The 17,401-nt window shown below is 35.4% G+C and carries 11 protein-coding genes; 4 read left to right on the forward strand and 7 right to left on the reverse strand.

The genetic code is table 11. The annotated features are described in order from the left end of the window. Positions 1–22 precede the first annotated feature (22 nt). Both ABID46_RS07930 and ABID46_RS07935 read left to right on the forward strand, forming a co-directional pair. Positions 23–1,609: a peptide chain release factor 3 gene (locus ABID46_RS07930; RefSeq protein ID WP_354508827.1), complete on the forward strand. Its 1,587-nt coding sequence runs from the start codon at positions 23–25 to the stop codon at positions 1,607–1,609. 236 nt (positions 1,610–1,845) lie between these two features. Beyond that, positions 1,846–3,489 (forward strand): M1 family metallopeptidase, encoded by a 1,644-nt coding sequence (locus tag ABID46_RS07935; protein ID WP_354508829.1) that lies wholly within the window; start codon positions 1,846–1,848, stop codon positions 3,487–3,489. On the opposite strand, the gene ABID46_RS07940 is transcribed toward ABID46_RS07935, so the two are convergent. Beyond that, positions 3,486–3,827 carry an SdpI family protein gene (locus ABID46_RS07940; protein WP_354508831.1) on the reverse strand — a complete coding sequence of 114 codons (342 nt, stop codon included), beginning with the start codon at positions 3,825–3,827 and terminating at the stop codon, positions 3,486–3,488. The two genes, ABID46_RS07935 and ABID46_RS07940, sit on opposite strands and share 4 nt — an antisense overlap. Positions 3,828–3,884: 57 nt before the next feature. Between ABID46_RS07940 and ABID46_RS07945 the strand changes: the two genes are divergently transcribed. After that, positions 3,885–4,283: a thiol-disulfide oxidoreductase DCC family protein gene (locus tag ABID46_RS07945; RefSeq protein ID WP_354508833.1), complete on the forward strand. Its 399-nt coding sequence runs from the start codon at positions 3,885–3,887 to the stop codon at positions 4,281–4,283. 36 nt (positions 4,284–4,319) lie between these two features. Here the strand turns inward: ABID46_RS07945 and ABID46_RS07950 are convergent, their stop codons facing one another. The 3 genes from ABID46_RS07950 to ABID46_RS07960 form a co-directional block, all read right to left on the reverse strand. Then, complete coding sequence (locus tag ABID46_RS07950) at positions 4,320–5,459, reverse strand: THUMP domain-containing class I SAM-dependent RNA methyltransferase (RefSeq protein ID WP_354509017.1); 1,140 nt, start codon at positions 5,457–5,459, stop codon at positions 4,320–4,322. 45 nt (positions 5,460–5,504) lie between these two features. Further along, positions 5,505–9,164, reverse strand: coding sequence for an FIDD domain-containing protein (locus ABID46_RS07955; protein WP_354508835.1), 3,660 nt, complete (start codon positions 9,162–9,164; stop codon positions 5,505–5,507). A gap of 65 nt (positions 9,165–9,229) precedes the next feature. Further along, positions 9,230–12,391 carry a T9SS type B sorting domain-containing protein gene (locus tag ABID46_RS07960; RefSeq protein WP_354508837.1) on the reverse strand — a complete coding sequence of 1,054 codons (3,162 nt, stop codon included), beginning with the start codon at positions 12,389–12,391 and terminating at the stop codon, positions 9,230–9,232. 46 nt (positions 12,392–12,437) lie between these two features. On the opposite strand from ABID46_RS07960, the gene ABID46_RS07965 reads away from it, so the two are divergent. Further along, entirely contained in the window at positions 12,438–13,166 is a 729-nt protein-coding gene (locus tag ABID46_RS07965; RefSeq protein WP_354508839.1) for a ZIP family metal transporter, read from the forward strand. Here the strand turns inward: ABID46_RS07965 and ABID46_RS07970 are convergent, their stop codons facing one another. The 3 genes from ABID46_RS07970 to ABID46_RS07980 all read right to left on the reverse strand — a co-directional run bounded on the left by ABID46_RS07970 (position 13,167) and on the right by ABID46_RS07980 (position 17,364). Continuing rightward, entirely contained in the window at positions 13,167–15,251 is a 2,085-nt protein-coding gene (locus ABID46_RS07970; protein WP_354508841.1) for a protein-disulfide reductase DsbD family protein, read from the reverse strand. It abuts the gene before it with no gap. Then, entirely contained in the window at positions 15,245–16,552 is a 1,308-nt protein-coding gene (gene tilS, locus ABID46_RS07975; RefSeq protein ID WP_354508843.1) for a tRNA lysidine(34) synthetase TilS, read from the reverse strand. The genes ABID46_RS07970 and tilS overlap by 7 nt, the downstream gene beginning before the upstream one ends. 80 nt (positions 16,553–16,632) lie before the next feature. Further along, positions 16,633–17,364, reverse strand: coding sequence for a hypothetical protein (locus ABID46_RS07980; protein ID WP_354508845.1), 732 nt, complete (start codon positions 17,362–17,364; stop codon positions 16,633–16,635). Between the last annotated feature and the right edge of the window lie 37 nt (positions 17,365–17,401).

The raw sequence follows: 17,401 nt of genomic DNA on the forward strand, positions 1-17,401 counted from the left end.
TTTGCAACCGCAAAAAATTAGTATGTCGTTAGAGAAAGAAATAAATCGCAGAAAGACCTTTGGTATTGTTGCTCACCCCGATGCTGGTAAAACTACCTTAACTGAAAAACTTTTATTGTTTGGTGGAGCTATTCAAGAAGCGGGTGCGGTGAAAAGTAATAAAATAAAGAAAGGTGCTACATCTGACTTTATGGAAATTGAACGTCAGAGAGGTATTTCTGTTGCGACATCGGTTTTAGCGTTTGATTACAAAGGAAAAAAAATCAATATTCTCGATACGCCAGGTCACAAAGATTTCGCAGAGGATACTTTCAGAACCTTAACGGCTGTTGACTCCGTAATTGTAGTAGTTGACGTTGCGAAAGGGGTGGAGGAACAAACAGAAAAATTAGTGGAAGTTTGTAAAATGAGAAATATCCCAATGTTGGTTTTCATCAATAAGATGGACCGCGAAGGGAAAGATGCATTTGATTTGATGGATGAAGTTGAACAAAAATTAGGACTTCATGTAACGCCTTTATCTTGGCCCATTGGAATTGGATCTACCTTCAAAGGAATTTACAACATTTGGGAGAAAAACATCAATTTATTCAGTTCAGAAAACAAACAAAAGATTTCTGATGCCATTTCTTTTGAAAATTTAGAAGACCCAGAATTGGAAACAGTTATTGGTGATACCTATGCAGAAAATCTTCGCAATGAAATCGAATTAATTTCAGAGGTTTATCCGCCATTCTCACAAGATGAATACATGGCTGGACAATTGCAACCTGTATTTTTCGGTTCGGCATTGAATAATTTTGGTGTTCGCGAATTATTGGATGCTTTTGTGGACATTGCGCCCAATCCTCAACCCAAAGAAACCACAACTCGTATCGTTGAACCTTATGAAAAGAATTTCAGCGGATTTGTCTTTAAGATTCACGCCAATATGGATCCGAAACACCGCGACCGTTTGGCTTTTATAAAAATCGTTTCAGGAAAATTTGAACGAAATAAAAATTATTTACATGTTCGATCTGATAAGAACATGAAATTCAGTAGTCCCAATGCTTTCTTTGCCGATAAAAAAGAAATTGTAGACGAAAGTTTCGCAGGTGATATTGTCGGATTACACGATACAGGAAATTTCAGAATTGGAGATACCTTAACAGAAGGAGAAAAAATGATGTTCAAAGGAATCCCTGCTTTCTCACCTGAACATTTCCGTTATGTAAACAATGCTGACCCATTGAAAGCGAAGCAATTAGAAAAAGGTATAGATCAATTGATGGACGAAGGTGTTGCTCAATTGTTTACACTTGAAATGAACAATCGTAAAATCATTGGAACGGTTGGTGCTTTACAATATGAAGTTATTCAATACCGTTTGGAACACGAATACGGAGCGAAAGTAACTTACGAACCTATCTCCATACACAAAGCTTGTTGGGTAGAAGTTGACAATGAAAAGTCAGAAGAATTCTTGGAATTTAAACGAGTGAAACAGAAGTTTTTGGCAAGAGACAAATTCAATCAATTGGTATTCTTAGCAGATTCTTCTTTTACCATTCAGATGACACAAGAAAAATATCCAAGTGTAAAATTGCATTTCGTAAGTGAATTTTAATTCTTTTGATGCTTAAAAATCCTCCATTTTTGGATTGAGAAAATTCTCACACACCAAAAATACAATCAGGAAGCAAAAGAAAAATAGAAAAGTAAGTTTTTGCATAGTAAGGATTTTAGTTTATAGATGGTGAAAATTCACAATGGTTGCGCCTCTTTCCATTAAATTTACAGATAAATTTTTGAACTATTCATAAATTTTTAAAATTGTATCTTAGAACCATCAATTAAACAACTATGAGACTTTTCTTTTTGGCCATGTTATTCCTATGCTTACCTGCTAAATCTCAAGTCCTTAACCATAAAACTCTCTTTACTAAACAAGATAGTTTACGTGGTTCAAACAATGATTTCAGAAATTGGTGGAATGTTTTGCATTATGACATATCTATCGAAGCAGATTTTGATCAAAAATTCATTAAAGGGAAGAATATTTTGAAGTTTGAAGTTGAAAAAAATGTATCTAAACAAATCCTTCAGATTGATTTACAAGAACCTATGAAAATCACTTCCGCATTGTTGAATGGGAAAAAGCTCAAAAACATGGTTCGAGAAGGAAACGTTTATTTTTTGACTTTCAACGAAAAATTGCAGAAAAATAAATCCTATCAATTGGAAATGAAATTTGAAGGAAATCCACGTGTAGCCAAAAATGCGCCATGGGATGGCGGATGGATTTTCAAGAAAGACAAAAATGGAAACCCGTGGATGTCGGTTGCCTGCCAAGGTTTAGGAGCAAGTGTTTGGTTTCCCAACAAAGATTATTTAGGTGATGAACCAGACAAGGGCGCTAGATTAACGATGATTGTTCCCAAAAATATGATGGGAATTGCCATGGGGAATTTGAAAAAAGTCGTTCACTCAGAAAATTCCGATAGTTATACATGGGAAGTCGTGAACCCAATTAACAATTATAATATCATTCCTTACATTGGGAAATATGCAGAAATTAAGGATTCATATCAAGGCGAAAAAGGAAATCTACCTTTGAGTTATTGGGTTTTGGATTACAATGTTGAAGCGGCAACGCATCAATTTCAGCAAACAAAACCTATGTTGAAACACTTTGAACATTGGTTTGGACCTTATCCATTTTATGAAGATGGATTTAAATTGGTAGAATCACCCCATTTAGGAATGGAACATCAGTCTGCGATTGCATACGGAAATCATTTTGAAAACGGGTATTTAGGAAGAGATTTATCGGGTTCTGGTTGGGGACTAAAATGGGACTTTATTTTAATTCATGAATCTGGTCACGAATGGTTTGGAAACAACATTACCAACAAAGATGTAGCCGATATGTGGATTCATGAAAGTTTCACTGCCTATTCTGAAACCTTGCATACACAAGAATTATTTGGCGTAGAAGCAGGAAACGATTATGTGATTGGTACAAGAGTGAATATTTTAAATGACATTCCTATGATTGGACATTATGGAGTCAATCAAGAGGGTAGTGGTGACATTTATTACAAAGGTGCCAATATGATCCATACCTTTCGTCAATTGTTGGAAGATGATGAATTGTTTCGTCAAATTTTGAGAGAAATGAATTCAACATTTTACCATAAAACGGTTACAACAAAAGAAATTGAAGATTTCATGAGCGTTAAAAGTAAAATTGATTTGACAGAGTTTTTCCATCAATATTTACGTACAACTCAAATTCCAATTCTTGAATATTCGATTACTGGAAATGAATTGATGTATCGTTGGACCAATGTTGTAGACGGATTTGATATGCCATTGAAAATCGCTAAAACCAATAAATGGATTTATCCGACTCAACAATGGAAAACAGAAAAATTGGATTCAGAAACTGGCAAAAATTTTAAAATTGATCGTAATTTTTACATTCAAACCAAAAACATTCATTAATCACGAAATTTCTCATTCAAGGCTTTTTCCACACGAAGAATTAAGACAATAACCATGAAAATGGTCATCGCAAGTCCTACCCAAATTCTTGTGTCTTCTTCCATTTCGAAAAATTTGCCCATAAAAGATGAAATTCCAAGAAAAAATCCAAGATTAATCATTTCTTTTGCGGCATAATCTTGTGCAAAATCCCATCTTTCTTGTGATTTCATAGATCTTGGCGTTCTATAACCATAAAGGGAATTGATTTTTTTAGGCGGATATTTTAGAAAGATAAAACCTGCCACTAAAAAGATAATTCCGCATAAAAGTGCAATTTCTATGATTTGATCAAACATGGTTTTGGATTTAGAGACGAAATTATAAAATTCTTCAGAAATTCGTACCTTTCAACTATGGAAAACCATCCGGTAATTTTGTTTGATGGCGTTTGCAATTTATGCAATTCATCTGTTCAATTTATCATTGAAAGAGATGTTGAAAATCGTTTCAAATTTTCTTCCTTGCAATCCCAATTTGGTCAAAATTTCCTCAGAAAGCACCAATTGAATACAGAAACCTTTGATTCAATTTTGTTGGTAGAAAAAGATCAATATTATTCAAAATCTACTGCAGCCCTGAAAATTGGTCAGGAATTGAAGGGATTGAAATGGCTCAAAGTGTTTTGGATTGTTCCGAAATTTATGCGCGATTTTGTTTATTCCATTATTTCAAAAAATCGATACAAATGGTTTGGAAAGCAAGACAATTGCTGGATTCCAACGCCTGAATTGCGCGAAAAATTTTTGAATTGAATGCATTAAAAAAGCGACCCAAAAGTCGCTTATATTTTAATTATCTTTTTTCGAAGCCTTTTTACTTCCTTCATAAATATCGTATCGTAGAAAATCACATTCCAATTTCCCATTGAAAACTTTGATTTTTTTGGAAGGTCGAAGTCCGACATATTTTTTTGCCGATAAATCTGACGTGATGAACCAAGCAAAGGTATTCGGATATTTCGCTTTCAAGGTATCGCCGATTTCTTTGTATAGTTTTTCATTGTCGCTAATCAAACGTTCGTTGTATGGCGGATTGAAAAGCACCAAAACGGGAAACATATCTTTTTCAGATTTGAAAAAATCTTGGTATTTCACTTCAATGAATTCATCTAAACCAGCATGAATACTATTGTCTTCTGCCAATTTCAACATAGTTGAATTGATATCATATCCGACAATTTTTCCATGAAATTCTTTGATTCGATTCAATCTAGTTTCCTTGATTTTTTCAAATAGATTTTCATCATAATCTTTCCAATTTTGAAAAGCAAAGCCCTTACGATGAACTTGTGGTGGAATGTTTGTCGCCATCATGGCTGCTTCGGTTAAGATCGTTCCAGATCCACACATAGGATCCAAGAAGTTTCCGTTTCCATCCCAACCAGCTAATTTCAACAATCCAGCTGCCAAAACTTCGTTGATAGGAGCAGGGCCTCCGTTTAACTTATATCCACGTTTATGCAAAGATTGACCACTACTATCGAGAGATAAGGTCACTTTATCATGGCTAATATGCAAATTGAACCAGATGTCAGCATTTTCTTTGTCAACACTTGGTCTACGTCCAAATTTCTCTTGAAAACGATCGACCAAAGCGTCTTTCACTTTCAATGCAGCGTAATGCGAATGCGTAAAATAATCGGAATGAACGGTTGCATCAATCACAAAAGTTTGGTCGATATCCAAATAATCTTCCCAATTGAACTTTTTGAATCTTGCATATAAAAATTCCTCATTTCGAACGGAAAACGAATGAATCGGTTTTAAAATACGTAAAGCTGTAGCCAAACTATAATTTGCCTTGTATAGAAATCCTTGATCGCCATAGAATTCGACCAAACGATTTTTCACGACTATATCTGCTGCCCCTAAAGATTTCAGTTCATCTGCCAAAACGGTTTCGAATCCGAAAAAAGTTTTGGCTTGCATTTTAAAATTTTCCAAGAATGAATTTTTTGCAAAATTACATTATTCTCATCGGTTTCGCACAGAAATATGTCCAGAAACCTTTTTGCCATCGCTAATGGTAATGATATACCAATAATCACCCGACGGAATTGGGTTTCCTAAGTACTTCGCATCCCAACGGAAATTAGCATCAATTTTACGATCTACAAATAGTTTTCCATAGCGATCAAAAATCTGAATATGCGCGTCTGGATGAACTTCCAATCCTCGTATTTCCCAGTAATCATTGATTCCGTCACCGTTTGGACTGATGAAATTTGGAATCCCTAAAACTCCAAATGTTTTAGCATCTGAGATACATCCGTATTTGCTTTTCGCAATTAAATCATGAATTCCACCCGGAACATTGTTCAAAATATAGGTATCATGCCATGTCAATCCGTTGTTATAGCTGTATTGATATGGAGGAGTTCCACCAGTTGCAGAAATCGTAACTGTATGATCATTTACAACAATATTGGTAATGGTAGGTGGATTATCAAAAATAACTTCAATTTGTCTTTCTGCTGGACAACCATCCGCCGTTTCTCTCACAATTAACGTATGCATTCCTTCTTCTTCAAAAGTTACAGTAGACGAATTGCTTATAATTTCGCCATCTGGATTCAACCAAAGGTATCCACCATACGGATCAAAGAAATTAAATATTCTCTCATCACCAGGACAATACGCAACATATTCTGGAAGTTCAAATTCTGGAACTGGCGCAACTTCGATGATGAATTCTGCAATTCCACCACAGTTTCCATCAGCATCCAATGCTCTTGCATAAATGGTTTGTGGACTTGAAGTATTCACATAATTCGAAGGATTGGGAATAGGGTTCGCTCCAGTTTCCGCATCGTTCATTGATGTATGAAAAGTTAATATTGAGCCTGCTAAACCAAGAGATGTATTGATTTGGTTTTGTAAGCTTGGTAAATTAAAACTCGTAAATCCATCATTGGGTTCCGTAGGTGAATCACATTCAAAATAAGTATTATCCAGTTCAGAGGTATTGATAACCGTTTCCAATTGAACCTCAATTATAGACCAACATGTATATTGGTTGGCCACACGTATAAATACAGTGGCAGAAATTGTCGTTGGAGTATAATTGACAGGTAAAGCATTGGTTTGATTTTGTGCATCGGCCAAGGTTGCATAATATTCAAAAACCAAATCCGTAGAACCATCTGAAATCAAGGGATTGAAATTAGCCAAATTAAATTCAGCAGGTCCAAACATACTACATTCTTCGATTTGAGCAGTCTGCAACAAAGGTGCAGCACGGTAAATCAGTTCAAAAGAACCAACACTGATACATCCATTTTCATCTTCCAATCTCACCCAAATTGTTTCAGGAGAACTTATATTAATGTAATTAGTTGGAATCGCAATTATATCTGTATTGTTTCTTGCGCCAGTTTGACTTGTATGGTAGGTAATAACAACCGATGTAGGATCTGCACCGTTCAAGATTGCCGGTTCATGCAAGGTTAGATCGGTAGCAATTCCTGTTAAAACTTGATCTTCCGAACAATTTTCAAAATCTGGAATCGTATAGTCAATTGCATCTGGAGCAACTATCATAATTTCGAATGAACCAAATTGTACACAATTTTGATCATCAACCAATCGTACCCATATCGTTTGAGTAGCCGAAGTGTTTTGATAAGCATTTGAATTCACAATTGCACCAACTCCATTTGCAGCATCTGGCTGATTCAAATGATAGGTAATGATATAATCCGCAGCATTTCCACCATTTAAAACGGATGCTAAATTTTCGGTTAAATCGATGGTAATTCCCGTTAATGTCATCGTTGGAGCACATTCTGACAAAGAATCGATTTCGTGAGTCAATTCTGTAGGTAAAGTTGTTTCGATTTGGAAGGTAACAAATTCTACACAGCCTTCAGCGCTAATTTTTCTCACCCAAATCGTTTGTGGAGAAGCCGTATTGATATAGGCTGTTGGATTGGCTATCGGTGCATTTCCAGTTCGCGCATCTGATTGGGTTAAGTGATAGGTAAAGGTGAAGTCGGCAGGATTGCTTCCATTTAAAATAAGGGCTTCGTGCTGGGTTAAATCGAAACTATCCCCAACTGGATTCATATCCAAAGAACAAGCCAATAAATTTGGTAAGCCTGTCGTTAATTCTACGGGTGATGTAATTTCAATTTGAAAAGGTGTCACCACATAACAACCTACAATATCATTCATTCTTACATAAATAGTTTGAGGAGAATATATATTGGTATAGGCATTTGGATTGACAATATTGTTTCCATTTCCAGCTTCTGCATCGGCTTGATTAATATAAAAACGAATTTGGATTCCTGTTTGTGTTCCGACCATTTGATTTCCCGTAATCGTCAAATCAAAAATTTCGAAACCATCATCGTTTGTATCACATTTAACCAATGCATCAAAAGGATTGACCAAGGGAGTCATCCCCAAAGTTATTTCACGAATATATTCGTTGTTTGTTTCGCTAAATTCTGTTACAGTTCCTTGGCCCGTTCCATCATCATCGACTTTCGCACGGAATTCAAATGTGTTGGCTACAGACATCGGTACCGTTAAGGTTATGGTTCCAGATTCTGAGCCACCAATAGGAATGATGTTTTGAGTTGCTGAGGTACCAATTAATTCATTGTCTGCATAAAAGGCAATGGGAGTACCACCAGCTAAATCTCTAGTTGCAACATAATTTCCAACAGTATAGTCAATGACGATATCTCGATCATCACAACCTCCTTGAGCCACATCGCATTCAATCGTAGCGTCTGGCACCTCGGAATTTAATACAACCACTAAATTATTGATGATAATTGCATCTTGTCCACTTGTTAACTTGATGAACAATTGATCATCACCTTCTTGTGTATTATTACTAATATCATACACATCTAAATCCATGTTGTACAACGTATTGCTCCCAGTAAAAGAGTTTGTTCCGTTGAAAGCATTATTTGCAGGATTTAATGGCGGATTGCTAACAATAATGTTGTTGATTTCCAATCGTTCGTTTACCGCAATATTTTCATCTCCTTCCCAAGCTAAAAATCCAACACGGTTACCTTGCTGATTCAAAACATTAAGATTTTGAAGTGTAATTTCGGCTTCATTATTATATTGATCTACTCGAACAAATCCATCATAAACATTTACCAAATTGTTTGTCAAAGTGGGTTCACTATAAACCACCACAACAGCCCAACCACCAAAATTTGTGGCATTTCCACAATAATCCCATATTACAGCAGATAAATCAAAATCAGAAACGGTATATACACCATTTCCATTGGCAGCAATAATGTTGGTTATGTCTGCAAACGCACTCGTTACATCACGTGAAGCAATGTCTGTAGTAAAAGTTCTCGTCGGTGTAATTGGAATATTATTGAGTCGAATATTAAAATCGAAATTATGTGCACCACCAGAACCGGCCCAATACAAATAAGCCTTTTCCAATGTTTGATTTGGCGTCAATGTTAAATTTGCACTTGAACTTGTATTGATTGTACATGGAGCACCTGTTCCATTTGCTGTAGTATTCATTGTATTTCCAAACATCGTAAAATCATATTTTCCCAAAAAAGCTTCATATAATTGAAGATCTTGAGCAAATAGATTGATTGTAAAGGAAATACTTATAAATAGAGATAGAATTTTCTTCATAAAAAGGAAAAATAATAAAATGTGTGTTAATAAATGCACACTAAATTACTATTTTTCCTAGATATTTATTGATTTCGAACAGAAATATGTCCAGAAACCTTTTTTCCATCACTGATTGTAATGATATACCAATAATCTCCAGAAGGAATTGGATTTCCTAAATATTTACCATCCCATCTAAATCCAGCATCAATTTTTCGATCGACAAATAGTTTTCCGTAGCGATCAAAAATTTGAATATGGGCATCTGGATGAACTTCCAATCCACGAATTTCCCAATAATCATTGATTCCGTCTCCGTTAGGACTGATGAAATTTGGAATACCCAAAACACCAAAAACTTTGGCTTCCGAAATACAACCATATTTACTTCTCACCAATAATTCATGAATTCCACCAGGAACATTGTTCAAAATATAATGATCATGCCATGTTAAACCATTGTTGTAACTGTATTGATAAGGGGCATATCCGCCATTAGCAAAAATTGTTACCGTATTTCCTTCTACTGAAATGTTGGTAATTGTAGGTTGATTATCAAAAATTACATGAATATCTCGTTTTGCTGGACAACTTAATCCTGTTTCTGTTACCTCTAAAGTGTAGGTTCCTTCTGCCAAAAACTCGATTTGAGAAGTTGTACTTACAACATTTCCATCTTGATCGGTCCATTTATAGGATTCAAAATTTCCAAAAAATTGAAATATCTTTTCAATATCTGTATTACAGAAGTAAGCATTTTCGTCCAATTCAAATTCTGGAACTTCCAAAACTTCAATTTCAAAATCAACAATTCCACCACAAGCACCTGAATTGGTTTCTGCACGTGCATAAATGGTTTGTGGGGAGGTGATATTTTGATAATTGGTTGGATTCGGAATAGCATTATTTCCAGAAAGGGCATCTTCCAATGTTTCGAAATAGAATATTGTGTAGCCATTTGCGCCTAATGAATTTTCGATTTCTCCATGACGAAGGGTCAAATCAAAATTTGCAATTCCATCATTGGGCTGATAAGGGTCATCACAAACTGAAGTTGCAGTAGATAATTCATTGTGAATCAATACAGTTTTCAATTCAATTCTACCAATTTCAAAACAACCATTTTCATTTTCTACTCTTACGAAAATTATTTGGTTGACTTCTGTGTTGGTAAAATTAATAGGCAAAGCCCCCGAATTACTTCTTGCATCTGCTTCTGTAAGATGGTAGCTGAAAATTAATCCTGTTATATCTGCCACCAATTGAGCATTTGCATATCCTAAATTAAACGTAGCAAAATCAGAAAGGCTACATTCTTCCACAATTACTATATCTTCAACTAACAAAGGAGCATCTAAAAATTGAATAGTCAACGTAGTGAAATCTTCACAATTACCCATTTCGTTTTTAACTTTTACTTGAATAACCAATGGTGAACTTGTTATTTCAAAATTGGTAGGATTGGTTATCAAAGCTCCACCTATCCCATTAAAATATTCATAAGTAACATTTATGGGAGAATTATTGGTAAAATCCAATGAGGTCAAATCAATGAATTCTGATTGGTCATTTTCATTGTCACAAATTTCAAGGATTAAAGGTTGAAGAGCAGGGAATTCATCTACTTGAAGAGTAAGTTCCTCAAGGGAAATACAAGCATTCTCACCTACAGAAGGATCATAAATTTGAACATAGACAATTTGAGGATTCGTAGTATTTTGAAAACTTCCTGGATTGGGAATTAATTCTGTTCCTGCAGAATCCAAATAATATTCATACACCAAACCAGCAGGATCTGAGGTTACCAAATTTGGAACAAAACTTACCAAATCAAATGTTTGAACTCCATCTCCATCATCATCACAAATCGCGTAGGGAAGAGGCTGTGTTTCTGGTCCCAATCCGACTTCCAAAGAAATTCTTGCAATTTCGAAACAACCATGCTCATTGAATACCCGTACGTAAACCGTTACGATTCCATCTCCCAAATTAACAGGAAAGTTTTGATGATTGAGGATCAATTCATTGTCGTCTTGCGTTTGCGCTCCCAATTCAGTCGAATATAACTGAAAGGAAAGACTAGCGAAATCAGCTGTTATTTCTGGTAAATAATCCTCCAAATTGAATACATGAGATCCATCTACTGTACAGACATAGTCTTCTTCTGGATCTTCCGTTTCAGGTGAACTTGAAAAGGTTAAATCAATGTCTTTTTCTCCATTACAACTATTGGCAATGAAAACGACTTTATAATTCCCAGTTTCAGTTGCATTATAACTTGCATTTATTGCACCCGGAATTTCAACATCATTGAAATACCATTGATAGGTTACATTTTCTGCCTCTAAATTGATAATCAAAGGAAAAGAAGTTACATCACATAAAACTTTGCTTTCGCCCAATTCAGCTCCTTCCAAATCGACCATAGTTCCTCCTAAATTAAATGAACCTGCTTCTAAAAAAACAGCAGAATCCCATTGGTTATCTGAAATATCGGATATAACCAAACGGATATGATAGGTTTCTCCAGCTTGCACTTCAGCAAAAGCAGTAAGAGGAGTAGTTCGACCTCCGAAAGCAATATCTTGGAAAGGTCCACCCACATAGAAGGTATTATCCCCACAACCATCATCGTTTACATTATTGATCGTAACAGGTTCACCATTGGGTAACAAGGCGATATTTTTCCCACTCAAACCAGGGTCATTCACGATTCCAGGACCACTTATAATAAACCCAAAAACATCATTAAAAGTTCCGCAAGTCCAATCTGGATATTCTTCTGAAGCAAAAATATAGTTAAAGGAAATTTCATTTCCAAAAGGAACAAAGTCAAATTCAAATATGGTAGCATCGTTACTAGGAAATCCTCCAGATAAAACTACCAAATCTTGATCTCCTCCCCATGATCCATCTGAATTTGTACCATTGCTTGGTCCTACTGAGTTTCTAGCATAACCTGACGTCAAAATAATGCCTTTTTCAAATGGGAAATCAGAGGTACCTCGTTCAAAATACCCCCAACTTCTATTGGCATTTGGAAATTGTGCACCTGGATTATCAAATAACTCAAAATTGGATATTTCTGAACAAACTCCACCATCAATAAGAACCTCATTTGTTAATTCCTCTGCTGATAAATTTGAATTTGGAGAGGAAGCTGGGTTGACAAGGATAGATTGCGCTTGAAGGTTGGCTAAAAAAAAGTTTAAAATAATAAAAATTCGATTAAAAGAAAATCGCATGGTATTGTGTGTTAATCTTACGAAATTACTAAATTATTTAGGTTTAATGAAGATTTTAACTTTGTTGCTGTATTTTTGCAAGATGTTTGAAATTACCATACTGATACTTTCTGTTTTCATTGGAAGCGTTTTGGGACAAATCTTTGTTAACCAAAAGAAATTAACCAAGTTTTTATTGACCTTTAGTGGTGCATTTTTTCTTGCAACCGCAGTTTTGGAAATTTTCCCAACTGTTTATGAAGTTCATGATCATTATATAGGATTATATGTCTTAGGTGGTTTATTTTTTCAAATGATTATTGAATCCTTGAGTAAGGGCGCAGAACATGGACATGTTCATTTGCATAAAAACCAAAACTATTTCCCCATCAGTATTTTCATTGGATTGTTTTTGCATTCCTTTTTTGAAGGTATGCCCGTGATGCATCAACATTCACATAATTTATTGTATGCGATTTTCATCCACAACATTCCGATTTCAATGGTTTTATTTGCCGCATTGTCTCAGTTAAAAATTTCCAAGGTTTATATAGGATTATTTATGCTTGCGTTTGCTTTGGCTGGTCCTTTGGGTGTCTTATTTGGAAATACAATTTTAGCAGATTACCACAAAGAAGCTTCGGCTTTTGTGGCTGGTATTTTCATCCATATAGCAACGGTTATTTTATTTGAAAGCACAGATTCTCATAAATTCAAAGCCCAAAAGGTTTTAACGGTCCTTTTGGGCTTTGTGATTGCTTATTTGACCATTACATTAGGTCATCATCATCATTGATTATTTTTTGGCTGCGTGATAAGCGTCTATTCCTTTCTTCATCCAATCGTAATAGGCATCGACATCATAAATGGCCCCTAAAGGTTCATTGTAATTGTTCAAATCTTCATCTACAATGATATAATAAGGTTGTGCATTGTTCTGGTATTTTTCAATTTCAAATGCCGTCCATTTATTTCCAACGGTTCTCAATTTACGACCCAATGCTGGAGAATATTTTTGTTCGCTTTCTGGAAGTTTGGTGTTTTCGTCTACATACAAGGAAACCAAAACCACATCATCCATCAACATATTTTTGATTTTTGGATTTGGCCAAACGATTTCTTCAACTTTACGACAATTCGCACAAGCGTGACCTGTAAAGTCAATTAAGATAGGTTTTTTCACTTTTTTGGAATGTTCAATCGCATCGGCAATATCCAAAAATGCTGGAATCTGATGCGGACCATATTTTTGCCCTTCGATTAATTCTGAAGTAGTTCCAGATCCACCAGTTGATGCTTTTCCAACTCCATTTGGTGATTCAGCATAATGAATTGGAGGCGTTAGTCCACTTAATAATTTAACGGGAGCACCCCATAAACCTGGAATCATGTACATCACAAAAGAGAAGGTTAAGATGGCAAAGAATAACCTACCAACACTTAAACGATCTTCAGGAGCATCCATTTTCATTCGGAATTTTCCTAATAAATAATAGCCCATCAAACCAAAAATCGCAATCCAAATTGCTAAGAAAACTTCTCTTTCTAACCAATGAGCTTGCCATACCAAATCGGCATTGGATAAGAATTTGAAAGCAAAAGCCAATTCCAAGAAACCAATACAAACTTTTACGGTATTCATCCAACCACCCGATTTAGGCAAGGAAGTCAACCAACTAGGGAAAATGGCAAACAAAACAAACGGAATCGCCAAAGCAAGTGAAAATCCTAAAGAGCCAATTACGAGTGACCAATAATTACCGGTTCGAACCGCTTCTCCCATCAATCCAGCAATAATTGGAACGGTGCATGAAAACGAAATTAACACCAAGGTTAACGCCATGAAGAAGATACCTAAATATCCACCACGATCCGCTTGTTTATCGGTATAATTTGCCCATTTAGAAGGTAGAGTGATTTCAAAAGCTCCAAAGAACGAAATAGCAAAAACCACAAATACTACAAAGAATCCAACGTTGACCCAAGGATTGGTTGAAAATTCATTTAAGGCAGATTGACCTAAAAATCTTGATGCTAAAAATGCCAATCCAACAAAAATTACAATGATAGATAAACCATAAACTCCGGCTTTGAAAATTCCTTGAGAACGATTATTACTTTGTTTGGTAAACAAACTAACAGTCAAAGGAATCATCGGGAAGATACAAGGCATCACCAAAGCCAAAAGGCCACCAGCTACACCTTTTAAGAAAATTCCCCAAAGAGAACTTTTTTCTTCTTCTTTATCGGTTGCAGAAATGCTTGCTTCTTCTGTTAGTTGGTCTTTTTCCAATTGTACAGAATCATTGACTTGCGGTTCTGGAATTGAGGTAACCGTAGCAGTATCTCCTTTGGCTGCTAATTCTTCTGGAGTAGTAGAAACAGATTCTTCTGGTTTTGTTTCCTCTTTTATTTCTTCCGTTACTTTGGGAGTCAATTTTACTGAAAACTCAACCCAATCAGGTGGCAAACACTTCTCAGCATCACAAACTTGTGTCTCTGCTGTGAATTTAACCGTTGTTTCCTTCGGGTTCTTTAGTTTCAGTTTTTGCTTAAACGTAACTTGATTTTCGTAGTATTTTTCTTGTTGAGCAAATAATTCACTGTATTTGTCCAATAATTTTCCAATTTCAGCTACAGATCCTTTGTAGTCAACATTGGGATTTGCCTCAAACGTGATGGTGGCGGGAACCCCAATTCCATCGGCTGGATGCTTTTGAGAATACATATGCCAACCTTGGTCCATTTTGGCGGTTAGCGAAATTTCAAATTCATTATTCCCTAGATCTTTCGAGCTTGTCGACCATTTGACGGGATTCAATACTTGTGCATGGACAAGCAGAGGAATACATAATAGAAATAGTAAAGTCCTTTTTAACATAAATAAATATTTAAGAAATTGTGTGTGTTCTCTGTTATTTTAAAACGATCATCCAGTCTTTTTCCCACTACATAAAGAATTCGGTCTTCTTTGTCAACCAATAACCAAGTCGATTCTTTTTCCAATTTTGATAACTTTTCATCCTTGAAAAACTTGCTTATTTTTTTTGAACCCTTCATACCAATCGGAAAGAACGAATCACCCGTTTTTTGTCTTCTCAATCGCAAAGGGAATTCAACTTTATCTAAATCAAGCGATTCCGCACTATCAAAAGGTTTTTCCTTTGTTTTTGAGAATCTCAAATATAAGGGTTTTTCCAATATCTGGTCTTGATCTAACTCAATTTCATTGGGAAAGTCGTGTTCACCCTTTTTAACCAAAATCAATTCTTGTCTATTCTTGATCAATCGATGTGTTTTGGATTGAATTTCACCATTTTCATTGGAATCCATTAATTTTTGAATTTCGAATGGATGTTCCAATCCAAAGGGTTGAAAAAGATGAAACAAATAGGTGGAAAGCGGATGTAAATCTTTTAGTCTTTCAATCGAAATGAAAATTTGTTCATCTTTCGATTTAAATAGATCATTGGAAACCGATTGAAAATGGTATTTCAAAATCAAATTCTGATCCGATAAATGCTCGATTGAACGCTGAAAGTTTTGAAGGAATTCCGGATGAATTTCTATCAATTTCGGAAAAATTTCATGTCGAATTTTATTTCGTGTGTAATCTGTCGTAGAATTCGATGCATCTTCTCTCCATTGAATGGAATTTGACTTTGCATAATTTAGAATCGATTCTTTAGAAAAATTATGCAATGGACGTAGAATATGTTCCGTATTAGATGAAATTCCGACCAAACCATCGAGTCCCGTTCCTCTAGACAAATTGATCAAAAAAGTTTCGAGCGAATCATTGAGATGATGGGCAGTACAAATCCAATCAAAATGATGTTCAACTTTTAATTCCTCAAACCAATCATACCGAAGGTTCCGAGCCGCCATTTGCGTAGAATAGTTTCCAGATGATTTATAGGATTTGACATCAAATCGTTTCACAAAAATAGAAATGCCATGTTGTTGGGCAAATTCACGAACAAATTCTTCATCCTCATCTGAATCCTTTTCACGCAATTGGAAATTGGCATGCGCCATGGAAAAGGGTAGACCAGTTTGTAGAAATAAATCAACCAAAACCATGCTATCGATTCCTCCGCTCACCGCAACTAAAATTTTGGGTAAATTTTGGAAATCTGTTTTGGGTAAATTCGATTGAAAATTTCTGAGATTTAACTCCATATTCCTACAAAAATACACAATAAAAAAAGTGTAAAAAACAATTTGCCTTTTACACTTTTATTTTTTCAAATGGTATCAATTTATTCAACTCGATCAACCACCTTATGCAATTCAAAATTAAATACGAAACTTGTATTTCTAAATGAATAAGAAGGAGAACCTCCAATATAATTCACATCGCGAGCAAATGCTGCTCTAGAAGGCACAAGAATAGCTCCTTGAAAATTATAGGCATTTAAACCATCATTGGCGGTAGATTGAAAGTGTTTGATTCCTTCTACGAAACCTTCAATGACATATTCTTCCATTTTTCTACCATTCTCAGCCATTGCAGGTGAGATGTGCGTATAATAGAAATAAGGATCCCATTGCGGGCTACCTGAAGCATTGATGGTCGAATAAATAATTGCCGATTCATTGGTATATGGCTTTTGACCATCTGCTAATTCTTCTTTATTGGCTTTAAATGTTCTTGCTTCATAAGACAACAAAATGCTGTCTTGTGCATTGTTCACAACAGCTCTTCCTTCAGCTACAAATTCATTCTTCTTCACAACCCAAACACCAGAAGGCAATTTGGTTCCTTGGGATAATAAATTTGGGTGATTATCATCAGCAGAATCCGTTACATCAAATCGTTTGATCAAACCTCTTTCTGGTTCAAAATAATGATCTTCTAAAAAAGCCAAAATCGCTTCATCATCCCATTTGTTTTGATCTGCAATAGAAGGTTCACGGTTATCATCATCATTTTTACAAGCTGTAAATACGAAAACGAAAGCAATTATTGCAAAACCCCATTTTTTCATCATAAATTTGTCTTTAAGTTGCGAATTTACAAAAATAAAC

Origin of the sequence: Moheibacter stercoris, assembly GCF_040545805.1 — a bacterium.
In the GTDB taxonomy this organism is placed as follows: domain Bacteria; phylum Bacteroidota; class Bacteroidia; order Flavobacteriales; family Weeksellaceae; genus Moheibacter; species Moheibacter stercoris.